The sequence below is a fragment of the Pseudomonas sp. BP8 genome (assembly GCF_017875955.1).
Taxonomy (GTDB): Bacteria; Pseudomonadota; Gammaproteobacteria; order Pseudomonadales; family Pseudomonadaceae; genus Aquipseudomonas.
Genome location: NZ_JAGINK010000001.1, coordinates 1,572,681 through 1,598,878, shown reverse-complemented (window position 1 = coordinate 1,598,878; position 26,198 = coordinate 1,572,681). Strand labels below are relative to the sequence as shown.

Here is a 26,198-nt window from a genome sequence, read left to right as displayed (position 1 = left end):
GTTGCGCGCCCCGACTGGAAAAGAAAACCGGTAACTCAGATAGCCTTGAGCGTACCTTTTGGCAGGGTCGCGGCAATGGCGCCCTTCTGGAACTTCAGCTCGACGGTGTCGGACACTTCGAGTACTACGAAATCATCGGAAACCTTGACGATTTTGCCAGCGATACCGCCGTTGGTGACAACTTCGTCACCTTTCTGCAAGTTGCCCAGCAGGTTCTTCTGCTCTTTGGCGCGCTTGGCCTGTGGACGCCAGATCATCAGGTAGAAGATGACCAGGAAGCCGACCAGGAAAATCCACTCGAAACCACCACCCATAGGAGCAGCGGCGGGGGCTGCAGCATCCGCGTAGGCGGCGGGGATCAGAAAGCTCATGTGACACTCCAGTTGTTATGTTGCAACGTGTTGGGTTGGCAAACGGTAATAGACAGTCAGTCCAAAGGCGGCACAGGAAGCCCGCGCTTGGCATAGAAGGCGTCGACAAAGGCGGCCAATTTACCTTGTTGAATAGCCTCGCGTAAACCGGCCATCAGGCGCTGGTAATGACGCAAGTTGTGGATCGTATTCAACATGCTGCTCAACATTTCGCCGCACTTGTCCAGGTGATGCAGATAGGCGCGGGAGAAGTTGCTGCAGGTATAGCAATCGCAGGTCGGATCCAGCGGCGAATCATCGTGGCGATGGAACGCATTGCGGATCTTGATCACCCCGGTATCGATGAACAGATGCCCATTGCGCGCATTGCGCGTCGGCATCACGCAGTCGAACATGTCGACGCCGCGGCGCACACCCTCCACAAGATCCTCGGGTTTGCCTACCCCCATAAGGTAACGAGGTTTGTCAGCCGGCATCTGCTCCGGCAGGTAGTCGAGCACCTTGATCATCTCGTGCTTGGGCTCGCCGACCGACAGGCCACCGATGGCCAGGCCATCGAAGTCGATGTTGACCAGGGCTTCCAGCGAGCGCATGCGCAGGTCCTGGTACATGCCCCCCTGAACGATGCCGAACAGCGCGGCGGTGTTGTCGCCGTGGGCGTTCTTCGAGCGCTGGGCCCAGCGCAGCGACAGCTCCATCGAGGTGCGCGCGACGTCATGCTCGGCCGGATACGGCGTGCACTCGTCGAAGATCATCACGATGTCCGAGCCCAGGTCACGCTGGACCTGCATCGACTCTTCCGGGCCCATGAACACCTTCGAGCCGTCGACTGGCGAGGCGAAGGTCACGCCCTCCTCCTTGATCTTGCGCATGGCGCCCAGGCTGAACACCTGGAAACCACCGGAGTCGGTGAGGATCGGGCCTTTCCACTGCATGAAGTCATGCAGGCCGTTGTGCTTCTTGATCACTTCGGTGCCTGGGCGCAGCCACAGGTGGAAGGTGTTGCCGAGAATGATCTCGGCACCGGTGGCCTCGATGTCACGCGGGAGCATGCCCTTGACCGTGCCATAGGTACCGACCGGCATGAACGCCGGGGTCTCGACCGTGCCCCGGGGGAAGGTCAGGCGGCCGCGACGGGCCTTGCCGTCGGTGGCCAGCAGTTCGAAGGACATTCGACAGGTGCGACTCATGCTTGATCCTCGGGGCCGCGTGGCGCCGGATTGCGGGTGATGAACATGGCATCACCGTAACTGAAGAAGCGGTACCCCTGCTCGACCGCCGCCGCATAGGCGGCCATGGTCTCGGGATAACCAGCGAAGGCCGAGACCAGCATCAGCAGCGTGGACTCCGGCAGGTGGAAATTGGTCACCAGGGCGTCGACCACATGGAACGGCCGGCCCGGGAAGATAAAGATGTCGGTATCGCCACTGAAGGCCTTGAGCTGGCCATCACGCGCCGCGCTTTCCAGCGAGCGCACGCTGGTGGTGCCTACCGCGACCACACGACCACCCCGCGCACGGCACGCCTCGACGGCGTCGACCACGTCCTGGCTGACTTCGAGCCATTCCTTGTGCATGTGATGGTCTTCGATCTTGTCGACCCGTACCGGCTGGAAAGTACCCGCGCCGACATGCAAGGTGACGAAGGCGCGTTCGACGCCCTTGGCGGCGATCTGCTCGAGCAGTGCCTGGTCAAAGTGCAGTCCGGCGGTGGGCGCTGCGACCGCACCGGCGCGCTCGGCATAGACCGTCTGATAGCGCTCGCGGTCGGCGCCCTCGTCCGGACGGTCTATATAAGGCGGCAGCGGCATATGGCCGACCCGGTCGAGCAGCGGCAGCACCTCTTCGGTGAAGCGCAGCTCGAACAGCGTGTCGTGGCGCGCGACCATCTCGGCCTCGCCACCGCCATCGATCAGGATCTGCGCACCGACCTTGGGCGCCTTGCTGGCGCGCACATGGGCCAGCACCCGATGGCTGTCGAGCACGCGCTCGACCAGCACCTCGAGCTTGCCGCCCGAAGCCTTCTGGCCAAACAACCGCGCCGGAATCACCCGGGTGTTGTTGAACACCATCAGGTCGCCGGGGCGCAGGTACTCGAGCAGATCGGTGAATTGTTGATGTGCCAGCGCGCCGCTCGGTCCGTCTAGAACCAGCAGTCGGCTGCCATGGCGCTCGGCCAGCGGGTGGCGAGCGATCAGGGAATCGGGGAGTTCGAAGGAAAAATCGGCGACGCGCATGATTGTGTTCGGTTCGACAGGGCCGCAAAGTTTAGCCCAACGCGTGAAAATTCTCCATGAAAGCCGATTGACCGAGTGCGGGAGCCTCTCTATACTGCGCGCCACAAGCCCTGATGGCGGAATTGGTAGACGCGGCGGATTCAAAATCCGTTTTCGAAAGGAGTGGGAGTTCGAGTCTCCCTCGGGGCACCATTTGCAGCACATAGACGACTACCAGCGTCTACAGCAACCCCCTAAAGCCCGCTAAAGCGGGCTTTTTAGTTTCTACGGATCGCCCCCATCTCTGCCTGCTAGAGGCTGCGTGCAGTCGCTCACTTAGCGGCCGACTTTAAGATCTCCCCCTTCCCTGTAGTCCATTTCCCAAACTGCCTTCTACCCCCCTTCAAGCCATTGCGGCGGTCCAAATCGCACTCTAGTCTCGCCCGGTCGCTGCAACGTGACCTGCGAGCCCTGAGGGGCATCGCTAATTACCCTTCAGCAGGGAGTACGCCCGTGAAAGATTTCGTCATCAGCGTCAACAACATCGTTCTCTACTTATCCCTCGCAATGATCTGGCTGGCTGCACTTGTCGTCATGTTTATCAGTGGCTTGTTGCCAGGGCTGGGTATTCTCGTGGGCGGTAGCCTCATGTGGTGCATCGTTTCCGGCTTCTGGTTCGTCCATTCAGCCACCTACGAAGAACTGCGCAAGCTCAACGCAGACAAAAGCTGAGTGGCCAGACGCACGCTCTGTTCATGAGGTGCTTGCCTACGCAGGCTAACCGTTCCGGCACCTCGAGGACGGTCAGGTATGGGGGGCTCAGCTGGCAGGGGCCTGCAATGAACTGCGCCCACACTCGCCCCTGCCCCAATTCCGCCGACACTTCCAGAATCATTCTTATGTACAGGCTGCCTTGCCAGCCACCGTGTTGTGCCACATCTGGATCAGCAGAACCCTGACGCCTGAAGTTCGGCGAATACCCCAGCAGAGATACTGCAAATCAATTGGGAAAGGCCCCAGGCAAGACCTACTCTGTCATTCGTCGGATATATAACAAAAGTATTGCTCCGATGATGGCCAGTAGCCATTCTGGCGCCCTTTAATTGACGCGCATCTACCGAACCATGATCAAAACCGTGCCCTGTCTGGCAGCAATGATGCTGCTGAGTGGGTGCAATGGAGTGCCAACTACTTACGTCTTGGACCCGGTCTATGACCAGGCCTTCGTAGTCACCTCGCGCGGCCCGCTGCCGCTGCTGCTGATGGCCTCGGCCATCCAGTGGAACGAGGAGTATGCAGTGACCGCAAAACACACCCCGTTCCTGCCCGATGTGGTCCATGAGGGCTTGGGTGACGTGGTGTTCTTCAAGCACAAGGCGGCGCAGGTGCCGCTATGGCGCGATTACGTGCCGGGCGAAGCCGTGACTGCGGTCGGCTTCAACAGCCTGATGCTACCGGTACAAGGCAAAGGCCACGCCCTCGCGCCCCTGGTTCGCCTGGAGGGCACCAAGGGCAGCGTGTTCTACTCGGTGCATGACGGCCCGATTGTCAAAGGCATGTCCGGCGGCCCGGTGTTTGCCGAAGACGGCAAGGTGCTGGGGATAAACATCGCGTTCGTCTCCAAGGACGAGCTCCAGGCGCGCAACCGCATGGACCTGGTCAACAGCAAGCGCATCAGCGTGTTCATGTCGTTCAATGAAATCGACAAGGAATGGCGGCGCTTTCAGTACCTGACCGCGCAAAAATCAAAACCTCAGACGCCTGCCGGGTCGGCACCAAAAGTGGTGGTGGTTGCTGCGGGGCATTAAGGCGAGGCCTTTCAAGGTCTCGGAGACTCAGTCTGGCTTGAGTAAGCCGGGGCTGCTTTGCAGCCCCTTCCGACCAGTCCGGCGCACCGGCAAGACCTCTCCCACATCAGAGATGTGATGCTGCTTTGTGCACAGGTCGCAGATTAATTTGAGCGAGAAGGGGTCGCGTGGGGCTGGGCAAGTAGATCAATTCCCAGCGCGCGAATGACCTTGATGACCGTCTCGAATCGAGGCTTGGCGCCTGGGCCAAATGTCTTGTAAAGACTTTCCCGGCCCAAACCAGTTTCCTGGGCAATGTTTGCCATTCCACGAGCCCTCGCAATATGACCAATGGCTCGCAAAATCTCATCCGAGTCGCCATCGGCGAACACTTGAGTCAGGTACTCGCTGATAGCCTCATCACTATCCAGGAGGTCTGACATGTCAAACGGAATCAATTCGTGGTTCATTTGGCAACCTCCTTCGCGAGAAGCCTCGCCCTTTGAATATCACTGGACTGGGAGGACTTATCTCCACCCGCCAGAAGAATGATCACTCTCAAGTGTCTCTTGATGAAATACACCCGGTATCCGCTTGAGACATCAATGCGCAACTCACTCAGACCGCCACCAATCGATTTAAAATCTCCAAGGTTCCCCAGAGAAACTCTTTCGATTCGACGACCAATCGCCAATTTGGCGGGTAGGTCGCTCAAGCTTTGGTGCCAGCGTCTGAATTCAGCTGACTGTAAAACGTCATAATTCACTCACACCCCATCGTATCCTTATGGATACAGAAATCAATCCTTGATCGGTCGTAGTGAAGGCTGACCGACATCAGCCAGTACGATGCAAGGTCGAGGCGTTGAGGGGTATTGGAAGGATTCCCACGTCGGGGTCAGTCTTGTCCCGGCAGGCAGTAGTCAAAAACGTCTGGACACACTCCCTCGACGAACAGCACCGAACCTTACCTGCAGCCAGGCGTCGGAAGCTGCATCCGCTTCGTTTCGAGGTTCACCCTGTGAAAGAAATCATCGCGCGCAAGCTGCGCCTGGTGGTGAAGACCTTCGGCTATATCGGCTGGTCGCTGTTCTGGCTGCTGATCTGGGATGTGTTGGTCACCATCGACTTCATGCTGTTCTTCAACAGCAAGTTCACCTTGCCCTTGATGCCACTGACCCTGCTCGGTTCGGCACTGGTGGTGCTGGTGAGCTTTCGCAACAGCAGTGCCTACAACCGCTGGTGGGAGGCGCGCACGCTGTGGGGGGCGCTGGTCAACAGTTCGCGCAGTTATGCTCGCCAGGTACTGACCCTGATCGATGATGGCGACGAGGGCCTGAACCCGGTCAAGGCAACCTTGCTGCGCCGGCATGTGGCGTATGTGAACTGCCTGGCGGCGCACCTGAAGGGCGACAAGTGCCCGGACGAACTGATGGCGTTCATCCCGCCCCAGGAGTTCGAGCGGCGCAATCGCTCCAACAACTTCGCCAACGACATCCTCAGTGGCTCGGCGGCACTGCTGTCCCGCGAGTACAAGGCTGGTCGGCTAGACAGTATTCGTTTGGCCCGGCTGGAGTCGACGCTGGTAGACCTGTCCAATGCCCAGGGTGGCATGGAGCGAATCGCCAACACCCCGCTGCCCTACCCTTATGTGTATTTCCCGCGGCTGTTCATTTCGCTGTTCTGCCTGATCGTGCCGATCGGCCTGGTCGAGTCGCTGGGCTGGTTCACGCCGCTGGCGTCGACGGTGGTCGGTTTCATGCTGCTGGCGATAGAACGGATTGGCACAGACCTGCAGAGCCCGTTTCGCTTCAGCGAGCACCAGATCCAGATGGACACCATCTGCGAGACCATCGAGCGCAACCTCGAGTCGATGCAGCGAGAGGCGCAGTGTGGCGAGCTGGTGCGCTGAGAAGCAATGCCCGCTCAGGCCCGTACAAAGCGCTGGCGCAGCACATCACTCAACAGGTCCACCAGCAACACCAGTATCAGCATGCCGATGATCACTGTGCTGGCTTGAGCCTCCTGGAACAGGCTCAGGGTGGTGTAGAGCATCTGTCCCAGCCCACCGGCGCCGACGAAGCCCAGCACGCTGGCCATGCGGATGTTGTTTTCCCAGCGATACAGGCCGTAGGCCAACAGTTGCGGCCAGAGATTGGGCAAGGTCCCGAAGCAGAACGCCGCCACTTGGCTACCCCCCTGCAAGCGAATGGCTGCCGCTGGCTCGGTTGGGGCGTTTTCCAGCGCTTCAGCGAACAAGCGGCCGAGCACGCCAGTGGTGTGCAACGCCAGGGCCAAGGTGCCCGCGTTCGGCCCAAGCCCCGCCGCCAACACAGTCAATGCCGCCCAGACCAGTTCGGGAATCGCCCGCAAGGCATTCAGAAGCAATCGCGCCGCCACCTGCAGCGGCCAGCCGAAGCGCCCGGCGGCGGGCAGCGCCAAGAGCAGGCCAAGAACCATCGCCAGCAACGTGCCAAGCCCGGACATGGCCAGCGTTTCCAACGCCCCCTGCAACACTGCGCGCAGATGCTCGGCAGACAGATCGGGGCTCATGAAGCGCAGTGCGTACTCACCCATCTGCGCCAGCCCGCCATTACCGACCACGGCGGCCAGGTCCAGCTCCAGGTAGCTGAATGACGCCAGCACCGCCGCCAGGATGGCGACAATCAACAGCAGGTTGATCGCCCGGCTCACGTCAACCTCCCACGCAGCACCCGGCTCAGCCCATCGGCAAGCATCACCAGCAACAGGAAAGTCAGCAGCATGCTCGCCACCTCAGCGCCGGCGAACATGCGCATCGACAGGTCGATCTGCTGCCCGAGGCCACCGGCGCCGACAAACCCCATCACCACCGAGGCGCGTATCGCGCACTCCCAGCGGTAGACGGTATAAGACAGCAACTCGCTCGCCGCCGTCGGCAGGATGCCGTAGAAGAACGCCATCAGCCGCCCGCTACCCGCTTGCAACAGCGCATGAGCAGGGCGTTGGTCGACCGATTCGTAGACCTCCGCATAGACCTTGCCGAGCATGCCGCTGTAGGTAATGGCGATGGCCAACACCCCGGCAGTGGGCCCCAGGCCCACTGCCCGCACGAACAACAACGCCCAGACGATCTCAGGCACGCTGCGCAGGAAAATCAGCACAGCGCGCACCGGCAGTCGCAACAGGCGTGACACCACACCGGCCCGGCCAGCTCTGGACGCGGCACGCAATGACAGCGCCCTGCTCGCCGCCAGGCTCGCCGGAATCGCCAGCAGCAGCGCCAGGGCCATGCCGGCAGTGGCCACGGCCAAGGTCTGCACGGTGGCTTCGAACAGCAGGGCGAGAAAATCTCGGTCGTGCGCAGGCGGCCAGAAGGCACTGACAAAGTTGGCCATCTGCTGACGATTGTCCGCCTGCAGCAACACTGAAGGATCAAGCTCACTCAAGCCGAGGCCCGGCCAGAGCAGCGCCAGGCACAATAGCGTGATCAGCAGCCGGGGCAGCGCAGCAGGATCGCGCCGATCAGCACTCAGCATCGGGGGATCTGTACCGTCGGGCTAACAATGGGCGTGAGCGGCGCAACCAGGTGTTCATTGGCATACAGCGCATCCAGCATGGCCGTACTCACCTGCCCGGCGGCGCAGTCGAACACCACTTGGCCGTCACGGATACCCACCACCCGCGGGAAGTGCGCCAGCGCCAGCTCCACCGCGTGCAGGCTAGCGACCAGGGTGACCCGGTGCTGCTGAGCATGCCGATTGAGCAACCCCAGGCTGTGCTCGGCCAGCACCGGGTCCATCGCCGACACCGGCTCATCGGCCAGCAGTACTTCAGGCTGCTGATAGAGCACCCGGGCGATGCCTACCCGCTGCAACTGGCCGCCCGACAGCTGGCCGCACTGGACGAACAGTTTGTCGGCCATGCCCAGCTCGGCCAACGCCTGGCGCGCGCCCGGCACATCGGTGGGGTAGACCAGGTTGAGCAAGCCCCTGGCCATCCCCCAGCGCCCGAGCCGGCCGGCCAGCACCGCCGTGATCACCCGCTGGCGTGGCGGCAGGGGCGGAGCCTGGTGGATCAGGCCGATGCGCGCACGCAATCGCTGGCGAGCCCGCGCCGACAGCGCCCAGGGCTGCTCGCCGAGCACCTCCAGGCGACCGCTGCTCGGCTGCACGGCAGTTGCAATCAGATTGAGCAAGCTGGACTTACCCGCGCCCGACGGGCCGATGATCGCCACCCGTTCACCGGCCTCGATGCGCAACTCCACTGCCTCCAGGGCACGGACCAGGCCGTGACGCAGACCGGCCCCTTGCAGGCAGATACTCACTTGAGCAACCCGGCCTCGCGCGCAGCTTGCTCGGTACCCTGGTAGTTTTCCGGGCTGGTCTCGATGAAGCGGCTGGCCGCCTGCAGGTCAAGAATCGCCTTGTCCTCAGGCTTGGCCGGATCGAGGTCGAGGAAGGCTTGCTTGATCTTGGTTTTCAAGGCCGGATCAAGGCTACCGCGCACGGTCCAGTTGTAGTCGTAGTAGGTTGGCGTGGTGGCGAACACCCGGACCTTGCGGGTGTCGACCTTGCCGGCCTTGACCAGTTTGTCCCAGACGCTGCTGTTGAGCACCCCGGCATCTGCCTTGCCGGCCTGGACCCACGCTGCGGTGGCATCATGGGCTCCGGAGTAGGCCACCCGGCTGAAGTACGCCTCAGGCTTGATCTGGTCATTCTTGAGCATGAAGTAACGCGGCATCAGGCTGCCGGAAGTGGATGAGATCGAACCGAAGGCAAAGGTCTTGCCCTTGAGGTCAGAGAGGCTCTTTACCGCCGGGTCGGCAGTGATGAACGTACTGGTGAACTGGGCATCCTGCTCGCGCTGTACCAACGGCGTGGCGGTTGGGTCCTTGAGGTGCACCTGAACGAACGTGAAGCCGCCCAGCCAGGCCATGTCCAGGCGATCGCTCGCCAGCGCCTCGACCACGGCCGGATAATCCGCCACTGGCACGAACTGCACCTTCATGCCCAGCTTGCCTTCCAGGTATTCACCCAGCGGCTTGAACTTGCGCAGCAGTTCAGTGGGCGCTTCATCGGGAATGGCGCTGACACGCAGGATTTCAGCAGCCTGAGCGATGACCGCGGAGCAGGAAAGTACCAGTCCGGCAGCGAGCGCCAGAGGACGTTTGAGCATGGGATTCTCCGGTTCAATAGCGGGGAAATTGCCGGCGAATGCGCCGACCGTGGGAATTATAAGAGCACCGAGCGCAAAGGCCAGCTTTGCTACAATCGCCCATCACGAATATCTGAGGTACGTATGAGCGAACCGATCCGTCTGACCCAATACAGCCACGGCGCCGGCTGTGGCTGCAAGATCTCGCCGAAGGTGCTGGACGTGATCCTCGCCGAGAGCGGCACGCAGGTCCTCGACCCCAAGCTGTGGGTCGGCAACGCCTCGCGCGACGACGCCGCCGTGTATGCCCTGGATGACGAACGCGGGGTAGTGTCGACCACCGACTTCTTCATGCCCATCGTCGACGACCCCTACGATTTCGGCCGCATCGCCGCCACCAATGCCATCAGCGACATCTACGCCATGGGCGGCGACCCATTGATGGCCATCGCCATTCTCGGCTGGCCAGTCAACGTGCTGCCTCCCGAGGTTGCCCGTGAAGTGATCCGCGGCGGTCGCGCGGTGTGCGCCGAGGCCGGTATTCCGTTGGCAGGCGGGCATTCCATCGACGCCCCCGAGCCAATCTTCGGCCTGGCCGTTACCGGCGTGGTCAACAAGCGTCACCTCAAGCGCAACGACACCGCCACCGTCGGCTGCCGCCTGTACCTGAGCAAACCGCTGGGCATCGGCATCCTCACCACGGCCGAGAAAAAAGCCAAGCTGCGCGAGCAGGACAAGGGCCTCGCCCGCGACTGGATGTGCACCCTCAATACCCCCGGCAGCCGCTTCGGCAAGCTTGCTGGGGTAATGGCCATGACCGACGTCACCGGCTTTGGCCTGCTCGGCCATCTGGTGGAGCTGGCCGAGGGCAGCGGCCTGACTGCGCAATTGGACTACGCCGCCGTGCCGCGCCTGCCAGGCGTTGACTACTATCTGGCTGAAGGCTGCGTGCCAGGCGGCACCTTGCGCAATTACGACAGCTACGGGCACAAGATCGGCGCGCTCAACGACGAACAGAAGCACCTGCTGTGCGACCCGCAGACCAGTGGCGGCCTGCTGGTGGCGGTCGCACCGGAGGGCGAAGGCGAGTTTCTCGCGGTTGCCGCCGAGCTTGGCCTGAATCTGGCGCCCATCGGTGTGCTGGTCGAACGACAGGGCTACGCGGTCGAGGTGCACTGATGCGCCACGACTGCACCGATTTTCATCAGTTGTTTCTCAGCGACACGCCGCTGATGGACATGCGCGCGCCGGTCGAATTCGCCAAGGGCGCGTTCCCGCATACGGTCAACCTGCCGCTGATGACTGACCAGGAGCGGCAGAAGGTCGGTACTTGCTACAAGCAGCACGGCCAGGCCGCAGCGATCACCCTCGGCCATCAGTTGGTCAGCGGCGCCGTGAAACGTGAGCGCCTGCATGCCTGGGCAACCTTCGCCAAGACCCACCCCGACGGTTATCTGTATTGCTTCAGGGGCGGCTTGCGCTCGCTGATCGTCCAGCAGTGGCTGCGCGATGAAGCCGGCATTGCCTACCCGCGGATCAAGGGTGGCTACAAGGCCATGCGCACCTTTTTGCTCGAGACGACCCAGCACGCCGTGGCCGAGTGCGACTTCGTCCTGCTGGGCGGCCTGACCGGCACCGGCAAGACCGATGTGCTGCATCAACTGAGCAACGTGCTGGACCTCGAAGGGCACGCCAATCATCGCGGCTCGAGCTTCGGCAAACGCGCGAGTGGCCAGCCGGCGCAGATCGACTTCGAGAACCGCTTGGCCATTGATGTCCTGAAAAAGCGTGATCGCGGTATCGAGCAGTTCGTGCTCGAAGATGAAGGTCGGATCGTCGGCAGCTGCACCCTGCCGCTGGAGCTGTACCAGGGCATGCAGCAGTATCCGATGGTGTGGCTGGAAGACAGTTGTGCCAACCGCGTCGAGCGCATCCTGCGCGACTACGTGGTCAACCTGTGTGCCGAGTTCGTCGATCTGCATGGCGAGGAACAGGGGCGCGTGTTGTATGCAGAGCGCATGCGTACGAGCCTGGCCAATATCCGCAAGCGCCTGGGTGGGGAACGTTTCCAGCGCTTGTCCGAGTTGTTGCAGCAGGCACTGCAGGAGCAACTGCGCAGTGGTGCGGTGGACCTGCACCGGGGCTGGATCGAAGGTTTGCTCAAGGAGTACTACGACCCGATGTATGCCTATCAGCGCGACGCCAAGGCCGAGCGCATCGAGTTTGCCGGAGATGCGCGGGAGGTGCGCGAGTACCTCAAGGCGCGGAGCCTGCACGGTCGATCGAAACAGGCCCGGTGACCTCACTGCCCCGGACTGAGCACCCGCTCCAACTCCGCCGCGCGGTCGCGGGTCATGCCCATCACGCACATGCCGCCTTCGATCTGACGCAGGGTGCCGCCGCTGGCCTGCGCCTGAAACGCACCGTTGCCATCACGGTAGGCGATCCACTTGCGCTGCACATCACGCAGGCTTTTCTTCGGCTCGGCATCGAGCTTGGCCATCAGTTGCTTGTACACGCGGTTCAAGCGCTGGTCCTGCAAGGCAGTCTCCGCCTGGATGCAGCCAGTCATCGCCGCGGTACTGGCGGCGGTGTCCATGCACTGGCTGTAGCGCGATGAATAGTCCTCGGCCTGGGCCAAGCCGGCGAAGCAGGCCAGCGCGGCGGCACTGGCAATCATGTGGCAGCGAAACATGACGACTCCTTGCGTAAGTATCAGTTGCCCAGCCTAGCACCGTCGCTCAACCCGCCTGGCAAATAATCCGCAGCCGCTCCCGCAACCAGGCATGCCCGGCGTCGCCTTCACGGCGCGAATGCCAGGCTTGGGCGAAGGCGAAGGGGGCAATCGGCAATGGCGGGGCGAAGCTGCGCAAGGCAGGGTCCAGGCGCGCACCGACAAGGCTGCGGCGGGCCACCGTGAGGATCAGGTCGGTGCCGGCGATCAGCGTCTGCGCCACGCCCCAGTGCGGCAGCGTCAAGGCGATGCGCCGGTGCTCGCCAAGCGCCTCGAGGGCGAGGTCGATTTCATTGTCGATCCCTGGCCGCACCGCCACCAGCACATGCGCCCGCGCCAACCACTGCGCCAACGCCAAACCGCCACGTGCAGGCAGGCTGCGCCGATCGGCCAGGCAGATGAACGACTCCTCGAACAGCACCTGATGCTGCACCTCCGCGGGCAATTCGGGAAAGACTCCAAGGGCGAGGTCCACTTCGCCATCAATCAACTGCCCTTGCATCGCTTCGCGGCTGCCTTGCGACACCACCAGATCGACACCTGGCGCCTCTTCGCGCAAGTGACGCATCAGCGCTGGCAGGACCACCCGCGCGCCGTAGTCCGACATGGCCAGGCGAAACGTGCGCCGCGCCCTGCCCGGCTCGAAGCCAGGGCTACCGAGCAGGCCATCGAGTTGCTGCAGGGCCTGCTGCAGTGGCTCGCGCAAGGCCTGGGCGCGGGCGCTCAAATGCAGCCGACCGGCGCGGCGGACCAACAGCGGGTCGGCGAAGATTTCGCGCAACTGAGCCAGCGCATGGCTTACCGCCGGCTGGCTGCGGTGCAGGCGTACCGCCGCGCGCGAGACATGCTGTTCGCTGAGCAGGGCGTTGAGGGTCAACAGCAGGTTGAGGTCGATGCGGCGCAAATCATCCATCGGGCGAATACAGCCTGTGCAGACTTCGAATTTCCATCATTGAAATGGATAACCGAGACTGGAGCCAGTCTTTTTTCTGGAGCAGAACCATGCCGAATGCGCTCGCCCTGTCCGCCATCATCCCGTTGATCATCGCCCTCCTGGCAGGTGCCGCCGTGCCCTTCCAGGCGGGGAGCAATGCCGCCCTGGGGCGCTTGCTGGGCCATCCGCTATGGGCAGCGGGGGTATCGTTGCTGATCAGCCTGATGCTGCTGATCCCGGCGTTACTGGTGATGCGCGCGCCACTGCCGCAGCTGCACAACCTCGCCCAGGCGCCTTGGTGGGCGTGGCTTGGCGGGGTCGCCGGGGTGCTTTACATCACGGCAGCACTGGTACTGACGCCACGTTTGGGGGCTGCCGGGTTTATCGTCTGCGTGATTGCCGGGCAGGTGCTGTCCTCACTGCTGATCGACCAGTGGGGGCTGATGGGATTGGCCAAGCAACCGGTGAATGGGCTGCGCTTGGCCGGGGTGGGGATGATCATCGCAGGGATGCTGGTGGTGCAGTGGGGCACGGCGCGCTAGGGAGCTGGATTTTGTGGCGTCCTGGTTGATCAAAATGCCTGCGGCTGCTCCGGCGGCATCAGCACCTTGTCCACCTGAAAGCGCAACGAAGGCATCTGCGTCGCTGCATATACCGCCACCCCCAGCGCCGCGATCAATGCCACATCCAGCCAGCGCCACCCCGGCATGTCACTGGCGCTGCGCGCCTTCCAGCACCACCAGCCCTGCCCCACACAGAACACGCCGATCGCCGCCAGCCACAAGTAGAACCCTGCGCCAAACCCGATCAGGTCCTGGAAGGCATAGCTGCGGTTATCCGGCAGACGATCAATAGCAAAGCTGCTGGCGGCCAGATACAAGGCCGCAAGCCCAAGCACCAGCGCCAACCGGCGAAAGCGCCGATGGGCCAGCACGGCCACTGCCAACAGCGGGTTGGCAAACCACTGATACAGCCCGAACGGCACGCCCCATGGCCCGTAGATCAGCATCTGCAACGCCGGCATATGCCGCCCGGCGCTCATCTGCGCGCCATCGAAGGCCAGGCTCAAGAGAAAGATCAGCAGGCTGAGAGAAAGGTAGAAAGCTGGCAACCGTTGGCTCCATCAGGGTCGGCGAAACGCCGACCATAGCGCACCCTCGCCTCAGACGACAGGCGGCTCCAGCAACAAGCCGTAGATCCCCGAGTCAGACAGCTCGCCAGCCACGCACCAGCGGGCGCGCAAGGTGCCTTCGAGAACGAAGCCCTGGCGCTCGAGAGTGCGCGCCGAGCCCTGGTTACGTGGGTCGATCTCGGCTTCCAGGCGACGCATGTGCAGGGTGTGTGCGAGGTAATCGATAAAGCAGGTCAGGGCTTCGTCCATGTAGCCGCGACCCTGCACGCTGCTGGCCAGGCAATAGCCGATCTCGCCACGGCGTGAGATGTCGTCGATGTTGAACAACTGGACCATACCGATCAGCTCGGCGTTGTCGCGCCGATACATGCCGAGCTTGAGCTGCTCACCGTTGGCGTAGGCCTGGCGGTCGGCGGCCAGGGCGCTTTCGGCTTCGGCGAGCTGCTGCCAAGGGGCGTGGTGCCAGTAACGCATGACTTGCGGGTCGGCCATGATCGCCAACCAGCGCGCGGCGTCGGCATGGCGCATGGGGCGTAGCAGCAGGCGGGGGCTTTCGAGGCACAGGTCAGTGGGGAAACTGCGGGGTTGGGTCACGCCGGACCTCCTGTCCATTGCTGGAAAGATGACAGTCTAGCGTCAGTCGAGTCTGCTGGGGAATCAGGGATTTTGGGGCCGTGTAGCGGCCCCCGGAGATCAAAGCAGACATGCCTTACACCCGACAGCCGTCAGGCGACCTCTGCCCCCTCATCCGGCCAGTGCGGCTCGTTGGCCTCCAGCGGTGGCAGGCCGTAGGCAGCCCGGGCAGCATCACAGCTGGGGTTGTGCACCCCGTTGACCCACGACGCATCAAACTCGCGGCACGGCGTCGAGCGGTTGGCGTAGATGGTACAGCCGACCTGCTTGCCGATCTCGCCATCCAGGCTGATGCAGCGGCAGGGTTTGGCGTCGGTGCCGATCATGGCAACCCGGGTCGGGTTGATCTGCACCACCAGATCGTCGGGCACCAGGCCGCCGGATGACTGGCATTCGCCCCAGAAGAAGGACACACGGAAGTACCCGCAGCAGGCGCCGCAGTCAAGGCAAGGGTTATATTCGGACATGATGGCCAGGAGGGAAGGATTGTTGTTATCGGGGCGAAAGCCCGCGGCGCCATTTGTAATCCAAGCAAGGGCGGCTGAGAAGAGGGGAATGAAAAAAAGCTACCAGCGGTAAGCGGCAAGCTGCAAGAAACAGCGCGGTGGCAGCACGTGAGCGCATAAAGAAAAACCGCAAGAGGCTGCTCTAGACAGCCCTGCTTGCGGCTTGAAGCTTGAAGCTTACTTGCTGGTCAGACCGTCCGCCCGGAACATCTGGCGGATGCCACGTATCGCCTGGCGGATGCGGTCCTGGTTTTCGATCAGGGCGAAGCGCACATGGTCGTCGCCGTAATCACCAAAGCCGATTCCCGGCGACACGCAGACCTTGGCTTCGGCCAGCAGCTTCTTGGCGAACTCCAGCGACCCCAGGTGCGCGTAGGCTTCAGGAATCTTCGCCCAGATGTACATCGAGGCCTTGGGGTTCTCGACCATCCAGCCCAGCTCGTGCAAGCCCTTGACCAACAGGTTGCGCCGCTGGCGGTACTGCTCGGCAATGTCGCGTACACATTGCTGGTCGCCTTCAAGCGCAGCGATCGCCGCCACCTGCAGCGGGGTGAAGGTGCCGTAGTCGTGGTAGCTCTTGATCCGCCCCAAGGCACTTACCAGCTCCGGGTTGCCGACCATGAAGCCGATACGCCAGCCAGCCATGTTGTAGCTCTTGGACAGGGTGAAAAATTCCACCGCGATATCCTTGGCGCCCGGTACCTGCATGATCGACGGGGCCTTCCAGCCGTCGTAGACGATGTCGGCATAGGCCAGGTCGTGGATCACCAGGACATCGTACTGTTTGGCCAGGGCCACCACGCGCTCGAAGAAGTCCAGCTCGACGCACTGTGCGGTCGGGTTGGACGGGAAGCCGAGGATCATCATCTTCGGCTTGGGGATCGATTCGCGGATCGCCCGCTCGAGCTCATTGAAGAAGTCGACGCCCGGCACCAGCGGTACTGAACGCACTTGTGCACCGGCGATAACGGCGCCGTAGATGTGGATTGGGTAACTGGGGTTGGGCACCAGCACCGTGTCGCCATGATCGAGGGTGGCAAGCATCAGGTGCGCCAGGCCCTCTTTCGAGCCAATGGTGACGATGGCTTCGCTTTCCGGGTCGATGTCGACTTGGTAGCGGTCCTGGTACCAGCGCGAAATGGCCCGACGCAGGCGCGGGATACCGCGCGAGGTGGAGTAGCCATGGGTGTCGTCACGCTGGGCGACTTGTACCAGCTTCTCGACGATGTGCGGCGGCGTGGCGCCGTCGGGGTTGCCCATGCTCAGGTCGATGATGTCCTCGCCACGGCGGCGAGCGGCCATCTTCAGCTCGGCGGTGATGTTGAAGACGTATGGGGGGAGACGATCAATGCGCGCAAAGCGGCGCGGCGAACCTTGGTCGGCCATGTGAACCTCTGAGGACGTAAGCGCCCGGAACCGTCCGAGCGACGCTGGCCGCTGTGGCGGCCGAATCAGAAGATAATGCTGAAAAGGTGTATGTGTAAAGGTTAATTTCCCGTTTTATTGTTGATTTTTAGGGCGATCAGCAGATCAGTGGTGTGGGCTTGGTTTGGCGTTGGAATTGTGGGCTTATCCATTTGATGGGGTGGCCAGAAGCGCCACCCCATCAAATGGATAAGCCCCCAACCTGCAAGTCCCACCCAATCCGAACCCAAAAAAAACCCCAGCACAAGGCCGGGGCTTTTTTCGCAACAGGCGACTATCAGCGAGCGTACGTCATCAGTACATCCGCTGCAGTCTGGCTATCCACCGACATCATCACGCTCAGCGCGGTAACAGTGAGGATAGAGAAACCAAACACCTTGCGCGCCCACTTGCTGTCGTCTTCAGCCTTGTAGCCACCCCAAGCCATGTACAACCAGTACAGACCCATACCGGCCGCTACAGCCAGGTAACCAAGCCCGGCATAACCGCCAAGCGTCAGCATCAAGGTAGCCAGCACAAACGCCAACACGTACAGCACGATCTGCTTCTTAGCCGCCAGAATACCGCGCGCCACCGGCAGGACCGGGATCTTGGCAGCGCTGTAATCGTTGAAGCGGAAGATCGCGATCGCAAAGCTGTGCGGCATCTGCCACAAGCTGAACATCACCAGCAGGGTCACCGCAGCCAGGTCGAAGCTGTTGCTCACGGCGCAGTAGCCGATCACCGGAGGCATGGCACCAGACAAGCTGCCAACCAAGGTACCGTGCACCGATTTGCGCTTCAGCCAGAGGCTGTAGAAACCGACGTAGATGACGAAGCCGATCAGCGCGCAGAACGCCGCCAGCGGGTTGGCCTGGACATACAGCAAGCTGAAGCCACCCAGCCCGAGCAGGGTGGCGTAGATCAGCGCGAGGGGCAGCGACATGCCGCCCTGAACCATGACGCGGTTCTTGGTACGTTCCATCTTCAGGTCGATGTCACGGTCGATGCAGTTGTTGAACACGCAACCGGACGCAACCACCATCGAAGTACCAACAACCACCGCCAGGAACAGGGCGAAGTCCACATGCCCCTTAGCGGCAAGGAAGAAACCGCCTGCCACGGAAAGCACGTTACCGAAAATGATCCCCGGTTTGGTGATTTGGATAAAGTGCTTCAGTGACATGCAGTCTTACCTCACTTGGCCATCATTTCGAAGTGGATGCTGAACATGATCCACAGCGACAGGCCGACCAGCAGCGCGATTACCAGAATGGTGAACAGGAACGTCGAGACATTGGAACGCTGCTCTTTCGAGCGGTCCATGTGCAGGAAGTACACCAGGTGCACCACGACCTGAATGACGGCCATGGCCACCACGATCAGGACGGTCAGGTTCTTCGGAAAGGTCGGGAACATCACCAGGCCGAACGGGATCGCAGTCAGGATGATCGACAGGACAAAGCCGATCATGTACGACTTCACGCTGCCGTGGCTGCCTTCATGATGAGTGGGATGTGCATTAGCCATTACAGAACCCCCAGCAGGTAGACAACGGTGAACACGCAGATCCAGACCACGTCCAGGAAGTGCCAGAACAGGCTCAGGCAGCTCATGCGGGTCTTGGCGGTCGGCGTGATGCCGTGCTTGTTGATCTGATACATCATGATCGCCATCCAGATCAGACCAGCAGTCACGTGCAGACCGTGGGTACCGACCAGCGCGAAGAACGCCGACAGGAAGCCACTGCGCTGCGGACCGTAGCCCTCGGCGATCAGGTGATGGAACTCGTAGATTTCCATCGCGATGAAGCCAGCACCGAACAGGAAGGTAACAGCCAACCAGCCCAGTACACCTGCTTTATTGCCGTCGAACATCTTCAGCATGGCGAAGCCGAAGGTGATCGAGGACAGCAGCAGGAACGCGGTTTCAACCAGCACGAAGTCGAGCTGGAAGATGTCATGACCCGACGGGCCGCCGGCGAAACCGCCGGACAGCACCGCGTAGGTGGCGAAGAGCGACGCAAACAGGATGCAGTCGGTCATCAGGTACAGCCAGAAACCGAGTACGGTCATCTGGCCCGAGTCGTGGTGGTGATCGTCGTGCCCATGGTCATGACCATGAGCGTCACCGTGGATTACTTGACTGGACATTGATTACACCCGTTCAAACGATTCGACACGTGCGCCGGCAGGCAGAGCACCTGCTTGGGCCAGCGCTTTCATGCGCTCGCCTTCGATGCGCGCCACTTCTTCAGCCGGAACCATGTAGCCCTGGTCGTCACGCGCAGCGTGGCGAACGAAGACAGCGATGGTTGCAACCAGGCTTGCGCCTACCAGCCACCAGATGTGCCAGATGAAGGCGAAGCCGAAGACGGTCAGCAGCATGCCCATGAACAGACCGGTAGCGGTGTTGTTCGGCATGTGGATCGCTTCGTACTTGCCCGGAACCTTGTAGGCAACACCGGCTTCCTTGGCTTCGTGCCAGCAATCCAGGCCAACCTTCTCAGGCATGTGAGCGAAGTTGTAGAACGGAGGTGGCGACGAGGTCGACCATTCCAGAGTACGGCCGCCCCATGGGTCGCCGGTCACGTCCAGGTTCTGCTTGCGATCGCGGATCGAAACGACGATCTGGATCAGCTGGCATGCGATACCGAACAGGATCAGCACGGCGCCGACTACCGCTACCCACAGGTAGGGTTCCCACAGTGGGTTGTCGGAGTGGTTCAGACGACGGGTCATGCCCATGAAGCCCAGGGCGTACAGCGGCATGAACGCAACGTAGAAGCCGGAGATCCAGAACCAGAAGGCAGCCTTGCCCCACTTCTCGTTCAGGGTGAAGCCGAACGCTTTCGGGAACCAGAAGGCGAAGCCGGCAATGTAGCCGAATACCGCACCACCGATGATCACGTTGTGGAAGTGGGCGATAACGAACAGGCTGTTGTGCAGCACGAAGTCAGCACCTGGAACAGCCAGCAGAACGCCGGTCATGCCACCAATGGAGAAGGTGACCATGAAGCCCAGGGTCCACAGCATCGGTGCGGTGAAACGCACACGGCCCTGGTACATGGTGAACAGCCAGTTGAACAGCTTCACACCGGTCGGAATGGAGATCAGCATCGTCGCCAGGCCGAAGAAGGTGTTGACGCTGGCGCCGGCACCCATTGTGAAGAAGTGGTGCAACCAGACCGCAAAGCCGAGGATGGCGATCGCGCCCGATGCATAGATCATCGAGTGGTGGCCAAACAGACGCTTGCCAGAGAACGTCGAAGTCACTTCCGAGAACACGCCGAACGCCGGCAGAATCAGAATGTAGACCTCAGGGTGACCCCACGCCCAGAACAGGTTGACGTACATCATCGGGTTCCCACCAAGCTCGTTGGTGAAAATGTGGAAGTCCAGATAACGGTCAACAGTCAGCAGAGCGAGTGCAGCAGTCAGAATCGGGAACGAAGCAACGATCAGCACGTTGGCCCAGGTGCAGGTCCAGGTGAAGATCGGCATGTCCATCAGCTTCATGCCAGGAGCACGCATTTTCATCACGGTGACCAGGAAGTTAACGCCGGTCAGCGTTGTCCCCAGACCCGATAGCTGTAGCGCCCAGATGTAGTAGTCGACACCTACGCCAGGACTGTACTGAATACCCGCAAGCGGCGGATAGGCAACCCAGCCGGTCTTGGCGAACTCACCAACACCCAGGGAGATGTTGACCAGCAGCACGCCTGCCAGCAGCAGGTAGAAGCTCAGGGAGTTCAGGAACGGGAAGGCAACGTCACGTGCACCGATCTGCAGAGGAACAGCAAGGTTCATCAGGCCGGTGAAGAACGGCATCGCCATGAAGATGATCATGATCACACCGTGAGCGGTGAAGATCTGGTCATAGTGTTCAGGCGGCAGATAGCCTTCGGAACCACCGGTGGCAGCAGCCAGCTGGGTCCGCATCATGATGGCGTCGGCAAAACCACGCAGCAGCATGATCATCGCGACGATGATGTACATCACGCCGATTTTCTTGTGGTCGACAGTCGTCAGCCACTCGGACCACAGGTAGGTCCACTTGCGGAAGTAGGTGATCAGACCTACCACGGCGATACCACCGAGCGCGATCATGGCAAGCGTCACCATGACTATCGGCTCGTGATACGGGATCGCCTCCAGACTTAATTTACCGAACATCTCTTACTCCTCTGCCCCGGCAGCTGGTTGCTTACTCGAGTCCACACCCTGGGTTGTGGCCAGATCCTTGCTGCCTTCTTCTTCGTGGCTCGGACGACCGCGGTTCATACCTTCGTACTTGTCGACGATGATCTGGAACTGGTCAGCCGAAGCCTCGCTGTACAGCGCGACTGGGTTGTACTCGCTTGGTTTGGCCAAGGCTTCGTATTCGGCCTTGTCCAGCTTCTTCGGCGACTGCTTGACTTCTGCAACCCATTTCTCGAAATCGGCTTGGGAAGTGGCAGTGGCCTTGAATTTCATACCGGTGAAACCGGCGCCGCTGTAGTTGGCGCTGATACCGTCAAACTCACCGTTCTCGTTGGCGATCAGGTGCAGTTTGGTGGTCATGCCGGCCATCGCGTAGATCTGGCCGCCCAGGCCCGGGATGAAGAACGAGTTCATCACGGCGTCGGAGGTCACGCGGAAGTTAACCGGGGTATTAGCCGGGAAGACGATCTTGTTGACCGTGGCAATGCCCTGCTCCGGGTAGATGAACAGCCACTTCCAGTCCAGCGCGACCACGTCGATCTGCACCGGCTTCACATCGGAATCCAGTGGACGGTACGGGTCCAGCTTGTGGGTGGACAGGTAGGTGACGTAGCCCAGGGCGACGATGATGATGATCGGGATGATCCAGATGGCCAGCTCGATCTTGGTCGAGTGCGACCAGTCCGGAGTGTAGGTGGCTGCCTTGTTGGAAGCACGATACTTCCAGGCGAATGCCAGGGTCATGATGATGACCGGCACGACCACCAGCAGCATCAGGCCGGTAGCAATCAGGATAAGGTTCTTTTGCTCAATGCCGACCTGACCCTTCGGGTCGAGCAGGGTCCAGTTGCACCCACTGAGTAAAAGCATGCCTAAAAAGGGCAATATGCCAAACAGTCTGGGGTAACGCTTTTTACTCATCTCACGACCTCTAGATCAGCTTGCTTCAATGCAATTTGTGTTTTGGTAGCCAACACTTCGTCCTGCCAAGCGTTAGCATTTTTCGGCTCGAATTCGCTCCTGCCTGGGGTCCGACTGCTGGACTTGGGCGGTTAGCGGGCTTTACGGTGCTTATGGTTTCGTAGGCAAACGGCCTGTTACTGCAGACCAAGTCCATTTGGTGCGGGAAAACGCGGAGGGGTATCCGCCCGGTATCGCCGTTGGGCGAAACTTGACGAAGTCAGCAAAAAGGAGCCGTGGCTTCCTTCAAATCCTGCGACTCGCAAGCAGTGCCGAACGGAAATTGGGGGCGATTGTAGATAGGTCGCCCCCCCTTTACTATGACTTATTGAGCAACAGTCTTTTACAGGATATGTAACAATCCGCCAGCAAAATTCAACTTCGCGACAGTTTGTCGCACCCCGTGCGGCAGGCCTCAAACCCTTGCTCTGCAAGGCTTTGTGTTTGATCTGAATCAACCGGGAAGGCGGATAAGGTGGTTATCTCGCCGTGCAACAGACTTGCATCAACTCGGGACTTTGGTCTAAGCCCGCTGACGGTTGCGATAGATGCCAAACGGCACCAGGATGGCGGTCAGGATGAACGCCACGAGCGCCCACTGCGCCAGGGACAACCCCAGGATCGGCGGATAGGGGGTGCTGCAGAACCCCTCGACCTGGAACGCCAGTGGCCAGACCTTGGCCAGTGGCAGGTCGTCGACGATCGGCTGCAGGGTATCGATACCGCAACTGACCGCGGGGTTGGCGAGTATATACACATGGCGGCCCGCCGCAACGATTCCGCCAATCGCGCTGAGTACCACCAGCCCTTCGAACAGGTTCAGCCCGCGGCGTCCGGGCATTGCCGCAGCGACGAAAGCAAACACGGCAATCAATAGCAGGGCATAACGTTGCAGGATGCACAGCGGGCAAGGCGCTTCGCCGAGCACGATCTGCATATAGAGAGCGCCGCCGATCAGGGCAAGGCAGATCAGCCCCAGCAGCACCAGGAAGCGCCGCTCACGGTTCAGGCGCGATGTTTGTTCGTTCATTGCCGATTCCTTCGATGGAGAGTGGCAGCACGCAGGCCTGCCCGAGGGCCAGTCTACACGCTGAGCATGACCTGTATTGCGTCGAGGAAGCGGCGAGACGGCAGGATTCGCAGACGTCTAGGACCTGCAGGAACGCCATCGGTTCAACGGCGGCCCTGCATTAATGACGGCGCGGATGCCGGACAGGCGCAAGCCCCTCGACACCCGCGAGTGAAGGATACAGTGATTAAAGCGCGATTAAGGATGAAACATCGGCGTCGTCCTAACGGATCACTCCAACGCCGCAGCCGGCCCGAAGAACTCATACCGGCTCTGCCCTTCCGGCACCCCCAAGCCCTTCAACTGGCGCTTGATCGCCGCCATGAAGCCCTTGGGCCCAAGGAAGTAGGCATCCACATCACGCTCACGCGGCAGCCACTCAGCCAGCAGCTCCGCGCTCAACAGGCCAACCGCATCGGCCTCGCCACCCGCTTCGGCATGGCAATAGAAGCGCTTGAGCTGCGGATGCTGCGCAGCCAGGCCATCGACCCAGTCGCGGAACGCATGCACCGCACCGTTACGGGCACAGTGAATGAAATGCACCGGCCGCTGGGTTTGCAGCGCCGCCTGCAGCATCGCCAGCGTCGGCGTGATACCGACGCCACCGCTGATCAACACCAGTGGCTTGTCGCTGGCCGCCAAGGTGAAGTCACCGGCAGGTGGGAACAGCGCCAGGCTGTCGCCGACCATCAACTCATCATGCAGATAGCTGGAAACCTTGCCGCCCGCTTCGCGCTTGACGCTGATCCGGTACTGCTGGCCATCGCACAAGGCCGACAGGGAATAGTTACGGCGCTGCTCGGCGCCCTCGATGAACAACTGCAAGCCGATATATTGGCCAGGTGCTGCCTTGAGTACCGGCTTGCCGTCGACCGGTGCGAAATAGAACGAGACGATCTCGCTGCTCTCGCGCTCCCGGCGCACCAGCTTGAACTCGCGTGCCCCGCGCCAGCCGCCCGCAGCCTCTTCTTTCTGCTTGTAGAGGCCCTCTTCGGCACCTATCAGGATGTCAGCCAACTGCCCGTACGCTGCGGCCCAGGCATCGATGACTGCAGCGGTGGCGATCTCCTTGCCCAACACCTCCTCGATGGCACGCAGCAGGCAACTGCCGACGATCGGGTAGTGCTCAGGCAGGATCTGCAACGCAACATGCTTGTTGATGATCTGCCCAACCAGGCCGCCGAGCTGCTCGAGCTGATCGATGTGGCGGGCATACATCAACACGCCGTTGGCCAGCGCTCTGGGCTGGTCGCCGCTGGCCTGGTGAGTCTGATTGAACAGCGGACGTACCTCGGGGTATTCGCTGAGCATCATCTTGTAGAAGTGCGTAGTCAGTGCCTCACCGCCGCTTTCGAGCAGAGGAACGGTGGCTTTGATAATGGCGCGTTGTTCGGCATTGAGCATGGCAGTAACTCCTGAGCCTGTGGCTGCGAATGGATGCACTGGCTATTTCACCAATCGTGCCAACTCTCAAGGCCAGCAAAACCGGGCCTTCGAAAGCTACCGTGTCAAAACGACTACGGCAGGCGTATAGTCATAACGACCAATTGGAGTCTTTATGACCGCAAAGCCACTGCTCACCGCCCTCCTCCCTCTGGTCAGCGATCTCTCCCGCGACCTGCCCGACAAGGAGCGTTACCGCCGTCTGCTGGAGGCCATGCGCAGCCTGCTGCCGTGCGACGCCGCTGCCCTGCTGCGGCTGGATGGCGAGTGGCTGGTGCCGCTGGCGGTCGACGGTCTGGCGCCAGACACCCTCGGACGGCGCTTCAAAGTCAGCGAGCATCCACGCTTTCAAATCCTGCTCAGTAGCCATGAGCCAACGCGCTTCGCCAGCGACAGCGAGTTGCCCGACCCCTACGACGGCCTGGTCAATGCGCCGCACGCCGACCTCGAAGTGCACGACTGCATGGGCTGCCCGTTGATGGTCGACGAGCAACCCTGGGGCCTGCTGACCCTCGATGCGTTGACCCCGGGGCAATTCCAGAGCCTTGAGCTGGATGCCCTGCAAGCTTTCGCCAGCCTGGCGGCGGCCACCGTTACCGTGGCTGAACGCATCGAGCACCTGGCCCTGCGCGCCGAGGATGAACATCAGCGCGCCGAGGTCTATCGCCAGGCCAGCGGCCAGGACAAGGAACTGATTGGCCAGAGCACCGCGCACAAGCGCCTGGTCGAGGAAATTCGCCTGGTCGGCGGCAGCGACCTGACCGTGCTGATCACCGGCGAGACCGGTGTCGGCAAAGAGCTGGTGGCCTTGGCCTTGCATCAAGCCAGCAGCCGCGCCAAGCAGCCATTGATCAGCCTGAACTGTGCGGCCTTGCCCGAAACGTTGGTCGAGAGCGAGTTGTTCGGCCATGTCCGTGGCGCCTTTACCGGCGCCCATGGCGAGCGCCGCGGCAAGTTTGAGTTGGCCAATGGCGGCACGCTGTTTCTTGACGAGGTTGGTGAACTGTCGCTGACCGTGCAGGCCAAGCTGCTGCGCGTATTGCAGAGCGGCCAATTGCAACGGCTGGGTTCGGACCGCGAACACCGGGTCGATGTGCGCCTGATCGCCGCAACCAACCGTGACCTGGCCGACGAAGTGCGCAACGGCCGTTACCGCGCCGACTTCTACCACCGGCTCAGCGTCTATCCGCTGCACGTCCCGCCGTTGCGCGAACGAGGTCGTGATGTGCTGCTACTGGCAGGCTACTTCCTCGAGCAGAACCGTTCGCGCCTGGGCCTTAACAGCCTGCGCCTGAGCAACGCAGCCCAGGCGGCATTGCTTGCCTACGATTGGCCGGGAAATGTGCGCGAGCTGGAGCACCTGATTGGCCGCTCGGCCCTCAAGGCCCTTGGCCAGCATCGGCAGCGGCCGCGGATTCTTACCCTGGAGGCAGATGATCTCGACCTGCGTGCCATGGCTGAGCTGAACACTGCTGCGCCCTTGCCTGCGTTGGCCGCAGGCCTCGCGCCGGTGACGGGCGACCTGCGCGAGGCGGTCGATGCGTATCAGCAAAAGGTCATTGAGGCCTGTCTGCACCGACACCAGAACAACTGGGCCGCTGCAGCGCGCGAGTTGGGCCTTGATCGCGCCAACCTTGGGCGCCTGGCGCGGCGGTTGGGGATTAAATGACATG

General features: G+C 61.5%; 29 protein-coding genes and 1 tRNA gene. 8 read left to right on the top strand and 22 right to left on the bottom strand.

Translation table 11 applies throughout. The features are described from left to right. Positions 1-35: 35 nt before the first annotated feature. From yajC to queA, 3 genes are read right to left on the bottom strand one after another with little or no spacing between them, the layout of a single operon-like run. Positions 36-371, bottom strand: coding sequence for a preprotein translocase subunit YajC (gene yajC, locus J3B00_RS06890; RefSeq protein ID WP_209865926.1), 336 nt, complete (start codon positions 369-371; stop codon positions 36-38). 56 nt (positions 372-427) lie between these two features. Further along, positions 428-1,543, bottom strand: coding sequence for a tRNA guanosine(34) transglycosylase Tgt (gene tgt / locus J3B00_RS06885; protein ID WP_209874642.1), 1,116 nt, complete (start codon positions 1,541-1,543; stop codon positions 428-430). A 14-nt stretch (positions 1,544-1,557) separates the two neighbouring features. After that, entirely contained in the window at positions 1,558-2,607 is a 1,050-nt protein-coding gene (gene queA, locus J3B00_RS06880) for a tRNA preQ1(34) S-adenosylmethionine ribosyltransferase-isomerase QueA (RefSeq protein ID WP_209865924.1), read from the bottom strand. 107 nt (positions 2,608-2,714) lie between these two features. Here queA and J3B00_RS06875 point away from each other — a divergent pair. The 3 genes from J3B00_RS06875 (at position 2,715) to J3B00_RS06865 (ending at position 4,394) form a co-directional block, all read left to right on the top strand. Beyond that, positions 2,715-2,799 (top strand) — tRNA-Leu (locus J3B00_RS06875). A 300-nt stretch (positions 2,800-3,099) separates the two neighbouring features. Further along, positions 3,100-3,318, top strand: coding sequence for a hypothetical protein (locus J3B00_RS06870; protein ID WP_209865922.1), 219 nt, complete (start codon positions 3,100-3,102; stop codon positions 3,316-3,318). A 425-nt stretch (positions 3,319-3,743) separates the two neighbouring features. Continuing rightward, the gene (locus J3B00_RS06865) at positions 3,744-4,394 is read left to right on the top strand and encodes a trypsin-like peptidase domain-containing protein (RefSeq protein WP_209874639.1); all 651 of its coding nucleotides are present in this window, start codon (positions 3,744-3,746) and stop codon (positions 4,392-4,394) included. A 143-nt stretch (positions 4,395-4,537) separates the two neighbouring features. On the opposite strand, the gene J3B00_RS06860 is transcribed toward J3B00_RS06865, so the two are convergent. Further along, positions 4,538-4,843 carry an addiction module antidote protein gene (locus tag J3B00_RS06860; protein WP_209865920.1) on the bottom strand — a complete coding sequence of 102 codons (306 nt, stop codon included), beginning with the start codon at positions 4,841-4,843 and terminating at the stop codon, positions 4,538-4,540. Continuing rightward, a complete protein-coding gene (locus J3B00_RS06855; RefSeq protein WP_209865918.1) occupies positions 4,840-5,139 on the bottom strand; it encodes a type II toxin-antitoxin system RelE/ParE family toxin in 300 nt (99 codons plus the stop codon). Before J3B00_RS06855 ends, J3B00_RS06860 begins: the two co-directional genes overlap by 4 nt. Before the next feature lie 254 nt (positions 5,140-5,393). Here J3B00_RS06855 and J3B00_RS06850 point away from each other — a divergent pair, with 254 nt between their 5' ends. Beyond that, positions 5,394-6,284 carry a bestrophin family ion channel gene (locus tag J3B00_RS06850; RefSeq protein WP_209865915.1) on the top strand — a complete coding sequence of 297 codons (891 nt, stop codon included), beginning with the start codon at positions 5,394-5,396 and terminating at the stop codon, positions 6,282-6,284. A 14-nt stretch (positions 6,285-6,298) separates the two neighbouring features. Here the strand turns inward: J3B00_RS06850 and phnE are convergent, their stop codons facing one another. The 4 genes from phnE to J3B00_RS06830 are packed head-to-tail and all read right to left on the bottom strand — an operon-like array spanning position 6,299 to position 9,529. After that, positions 6,299-7,066, bottom strand: a complete 768-nt coding sequence (phnE, locus tag J3B00_RS06845) for a phosphonate ABC transporter, permease protein PhnE (RefSeq protein ID WP_209865912.1) — start codon at positions 7,064-7,066, stop codon at positions 6,299-6,301. Then, positions 7,063-7,890 carry an ABC transporter permease subunit gene (locus J3B00_RS06840; protein ID WP_209865908.1) on the bottom strand — a complete coding sequence of 276 codons (828 nt, stop codon included), beginning with the start codon at positions 7,888-7,890 and terminating at the stop codon, positions 7,063-7,065. The genes phnE and J3B00_RS06840 overlap by 4 nt, the downstream gene beginning before the upstream one ends. Beyond that, complete coding sequence (locus J3B00_RS06835) at positions 7,884-8,678, bottom strand: ATP-binding cassette domain-containing protein (protein WP_209865905.1); 795 nt, start codon at positions 8,676-8,678, stop codon at positions 7,884-7,886. Before J3B00_RS06835 ends, J3B00_RS06840 begins: the two co-directional genes overlap by 7 nt. Further along, positions 8,675-9,529 (bottom strand): putative selenate ABC transporter substrate-binding protein, encoded by an 855-nt coding sequence (locus tag J3B00_RS06830; protein WP_209865902.1) that lies wholly within the window; start codon positions 9,527-9,529, stop codon positions 8,675-8,677. Before J3B00_RS06830 ends, J3B00_RS06835 begins: the two co-directional genes overlap by 4 nt. 123 nt (positions 9,530-9,652) lie before the next feature. Between J3B00_RS06830 and selD the strand changes: the two genes are divergently transcribed. Together selD and mnmH are read left to right on the top strand one after the other, a co-directional pair. Continuing rightward, complete coding sequence (gene selD / locus J3B00_RS06825; protein ID WP_209865900.1) at positions 9,653-10,687, top strand: selenide, water dikinase SelD; 1,035 nt, start codon at positions 9,653-9,655, stop codon at positions 10,685-10,687. After that, positions 10,687-11,808: a tRNA 2-selenouridine(34) synthase MnmH gene (mnmH, locus tag J3B00_RS06820; protein ID WP_209865897.1), complete on the top strand. Its 1,122-nt coding sequence runs from the start codon at positions 10,687-10,689 to the stop codon at positions 11,806-11,808. The genes selD and mnmH overlap by 1 nt, the downstream gene beginning before the upstream one ends. 2 nt (positions 11,809-11,810) lie before the next feature. Here mnmH and J3B00_RS06815 read toward each other — a convergent pair whose 3' ends face one another. Continuing rightward, entirely contained in the window at positions 11,811-12,203 is a 393-nt protein-coding gene (locus tag J3B00_RS06815; protein ID WP_209865894.1) for a lysozyme inhibitor LprI family protein, read from the bottom strand. Between the two features lie 46 nt (positions 12,204-12,249). Then, on the bottom strand, positions 12,250-13,155 hold the full coding sequence (locus J3B00_RS06810; RefSeq protein ID WP_209865891.1) for a LysR family transcriptional regulator: 906 nt from the start codon (positions 13,153-13,155) through the stop codon (positions 12,250-12,252). A gap of 89 nt (positions 13,156-13,244) precedes the next feature. Between J3B00_RS06810 and J3B00_RS06805 the strand changes: the two genes are divergently transcribed. Further along, entirely contained in the window at positions 13,245-13,718 is a 474-nt protein-coding gene (locus J3B00_RS06805) for a DMT family transporter (RefSeq protein WP_209865888.1), read from the top strand. Between the two features lie 29 nt (positions 13,719-13,747). Here J3B00_RS06805 and J3B00_RS06800 read toward each other — a convergent pair whose 3' ends face one another. From J3B00_RS06800 to hmpA, 11 genes are all read right to left on the bottom strand, one after another. Beyond that, on the bottom strand, positions 13,748-14,287 hold the full coding sequence (locus J3B00_RS06800; RefSeq protein ID WP_209865886.1) for a hypothetical protein: 540 nt from the start codon (positions 14,285-14,287) through the stop codon (positions 13,748-13,750). Positions 14,288-14,338: 51 nt separating this feature from the next. Then, positions 14,339-14,902, bottom strand: coding sequence for a GNAT family protein (locus J3B00_RS06795; RefSeq protein ID WP_209865883.1), 564 nt, complete (start codon positions 14,900-14,902; stop codon positions 14,339-14,341). Positions 14,903-15,033: 131 nt separating this feature from the next. Continuing rightward, the gene (locus tag J3B00_RS06790) at positions 15,034-15,408 is read right to left on the bottom strand and encodes a YkgJ family cysteine cluster protein (RefSeq protein ID WP_209865881.1); all 375 of its coding nucleotides are present in this window, start codon (positions 15,406-15,408) and stop codon (positions 15,034-15,036) included. A 216-nt stretch (positions 15,409-15,624) separates the two neighbouring features. Further along, a complete protein-coding gene (gene alaC, locus J3B00_RS06785) occupies positions 15,625-16,833 on the bottom strand; it encodes an alanine transaminase (protein WP_209865879.1) in 1,209 nt (402 codons plus the stop codon). A 316-nt stretch (positions 16,834-17,149) separates the two neighbouring features. Beyond that, on the bottom strand, positions 17,150-18,037 hold the full coding sequence (gene cyoE / locus J3B00_RS06780; RefSeq protein ID WP_209865876.1) for a heme o synthase: 888 nt from the start codon (positions 18,035-18,037) through the stop codon (positions 17,150-17,152). Positions 18,038-18,048: 11 nt separating this feature from the next. Continuing rightward, positions 18,049-18,381, bottom strand: a complete 333-nt coding sequence (cyoD, locus tag J3B00_RS06775; RefSeq protein ID WP_209865873.1) for a cytochrome o ubiquinol oxidase subunit IV — start codon at positions 18,379-18,381, stop codon at positions 18,049-18,051. Further along, the gene (locus J3B00_RS06770; protein ID WP_103436096.1) at positions 18,381-19,004 is read right to left on the bottom strand and encodes a cytochrome o ubiquinol oxidase subunit III; all 624 of its coding nucleotides are present in this window, start codon (positions 19,002-19,004) and stop codon (positions 18,381-18,383) included. The genes cyoD and J3B00_RS06770 overlap by 1 nt, the downstream gene beginning before the upstream one ends. A gap of 3 nt (positions 19,005-19,007) precedes the next feature. Next, entirely contained in the window at positions 19,008-21,026 is a 2,019-nt protein-coding gene (gene cyoB / locus J3B00_RS06765) for a cytochrome o ubiquinol oxidase subunit I (RefSeq protein WP_209865870.1), read from the bottom strand. Positions 21,027-21,029: 3 nt separating this feature from the next. After that, positions 21,030-21,974 (bottom strand): ubiquinol oxidase subunit II, encoded by a 945-nt coding sequence (gene cyoA / locus J3B00_RS06760; protein ID WP_209865867.1) that lies wholly within the window; start codon positions 21,972-21,974, stop codon positions 21,030-21,032. Positions 21,975-22,536: 562 nt separating this feature from the next. Next, on the bottom strand, positions 22,537-23,043 hold the full coding sequence (locus tag J3B00_RS06755) for a disulfide bond formation protein B (protein ID WP_209865864.1): 507 nt from the start codon (positions 23,041-23,043) through the stop codon (positions 22,537-22,539). A gap of 270 nt (positions 23,044-23,313) precedes the next feature. After that, positions 23,314-24,486 carry an NO-inducible flavohemoprotein gene (gene hmpA / locus J3B00_RS06750; RefSeq protein ID WP_209865861.1) on the bottom strand — a complete coding sequence of 391 codons (1,173 nt, stop codon included), beginning with the start codon at positions 24,484-24,486 and terminating at the stop codon, positions 23,314-23,316. Positions 24,487-24,640: 154 nt separating this feature from the next. On the opposite strand from hmpA, the gene norR reads away from it, so the two are divergent. Further along, complete coding sequence (gene norR, locus J3B00_RS06745) at positions 24,641-26,194, top strand: nitric oxide reductase transcriptional regulator NorR (RefSeq protein WP_209865858.1); 1,554 nt, start codon at positions 24,641-24,643, stop codon at positions 26,192-26,194. Positions 26,195-26,198 lie beyond the last annotated feature (4 nt).

Coding starts and splice junctions, on each gene's coding strand:
- cyoB (WP_209865870.1), bottom strand. CDS start 21,026: ATGTTCGGTAAATTAAGTCTGGAGGCGATCCCGTATCACGAGCCGATA.
- cyoE (WP_209865876.1), bottom strand. CDS start 18,037: ATGTCACTGAAGCACTTTATCCAAATCACCAAACCGGGGATCATTTTC.
- J3B00_RS06805 (WP_209865888.1), top strand. CDS start 13,245: ATGCCGAATGCGCTCGCCCTGTCCGCCATCATCCCGTTGATCATCGCC.
- J3B00_RS06755 (WP_209865864.1), bottom strand. CDS start 23,043: ATGAACGAACAAACATCGCGCCTGAACCGTGAGCGGCGCTTCCTGGTG.
- J3B00_RS06840 (WP_209865908.1), bottom strand. CDS start 7,890: ATGCTGAGTGCTGATCGGCGCGATCCTGCTGCGCTGCCCCGGCTGCTG.
- J3B00_RS06810 (WP_209865891.1), bottom strand. CDS start 13,155: ATGGATGATTTGCGCCGCATCGACCTCAACCTGCTGTTGACCCTCAAC.
- J3B00_RS06830 (WP_209865902.1), bottom strand. CDS start 9,529: ATGCTCAAACGTCCTCTGGCGCTCGCTGCCGGACTGGTACTTTCCTGC.
- J3B00_RS06815 (WP_209865894.1), bottom strand. CDS start 12,203: ATGTTTCGCTGCCACATGATTGCCAGTGCCGCCGCGCTGGCCTGCTTC.
- mnmH (WP_209865897.1), top strand. CDS start 10,687: ATGCGCCACGACTGCACCGATTTTCATCAGTTGTTTCTCAGCGACACG.
- cyoA (WP_209865867.1), bottom strand. CDS start 21,974: ATGAGTAAAAAGCGTTACCCCAGACTGTTTGGCATATTGCCCTTTTTA.
- tgt (WP_209874642.1), bottom strand. CDS start 1,543: ATGTCCTTCGAACTGCTGGCCACCGACGGCAAGGCCCGTCGCGGCCGC.
- J3B00_RS06770 (WP_103436096.1), bottom strand. CDS start 19,004: ATGTCCAGTCAAGTAATCCACGGTGACGCTCATGGTCATGACCATGGG.
- selD (WP_209865900.1), top strand. CDS start 9,653: ATGAGCGAACCGATCCGTCTGACCCAATACAGCCACGGCGCCGGCTGT.
- J3B00_RS06790 (WP_209865881.1), bottom strand. CDS start 15,408: ATGTCCGAATATAACCCTTGCCTTGACTGCGGCGCCTGCTGCGGGTAC.
- J3B00_RS06860 (WP_209865920.1), bottom strand. CDS start 4,843: ATGAACCACGAATTGATTCCGTTTGACATGTCAGACCTCCTGGATAGT.
- cyoD (WP_209865873.1), bottom strand. CDS start 18,381: ATGGCTAATGCACATCCCACTCATCATGAAGGCAGCCACGGCAGCGTG.
- J3B00_RS06865 (WP_209874639.1), top strand. CDS start 3,744: ATGCTGCTGAGTGGGTGCAATGGAGTGCCAACTACTTACGTCTTGGAC.
- hmpA (WP_209865861.1), bottom strand. CDS start 24,486: ATGCTCAATGCCGAACAACGCGCCATTATCAAAGCCACCGTTCCTCTG.
- alaC (WP_209865879.1), bottom strand. CDS start 16,833: ATGGCCGACCAAGGTTCGCCGCGCCGCTTTGCGCGCATTGATCGTCTC.
- norR (WP_209865858.1), top strand. CDS start 24,641: ATGACCGCAAAGCCACTGCTCACCGCCCTCCTCCCTCTGGTCAGCGAT.
- queA (WP_209865924.1), bottom strand. CDS start 2,607: ATGCGCGTCGCCGATTTTTCCTTCGAACTCCCCGATTCCCTGATCGCT.
- yajC (WP_209865926.1), bottom strand. CDS start 371: ATGAGCTTTCTGATCCCCGCCGCCTACGCGGATGCTGCAGCCCCCGCC.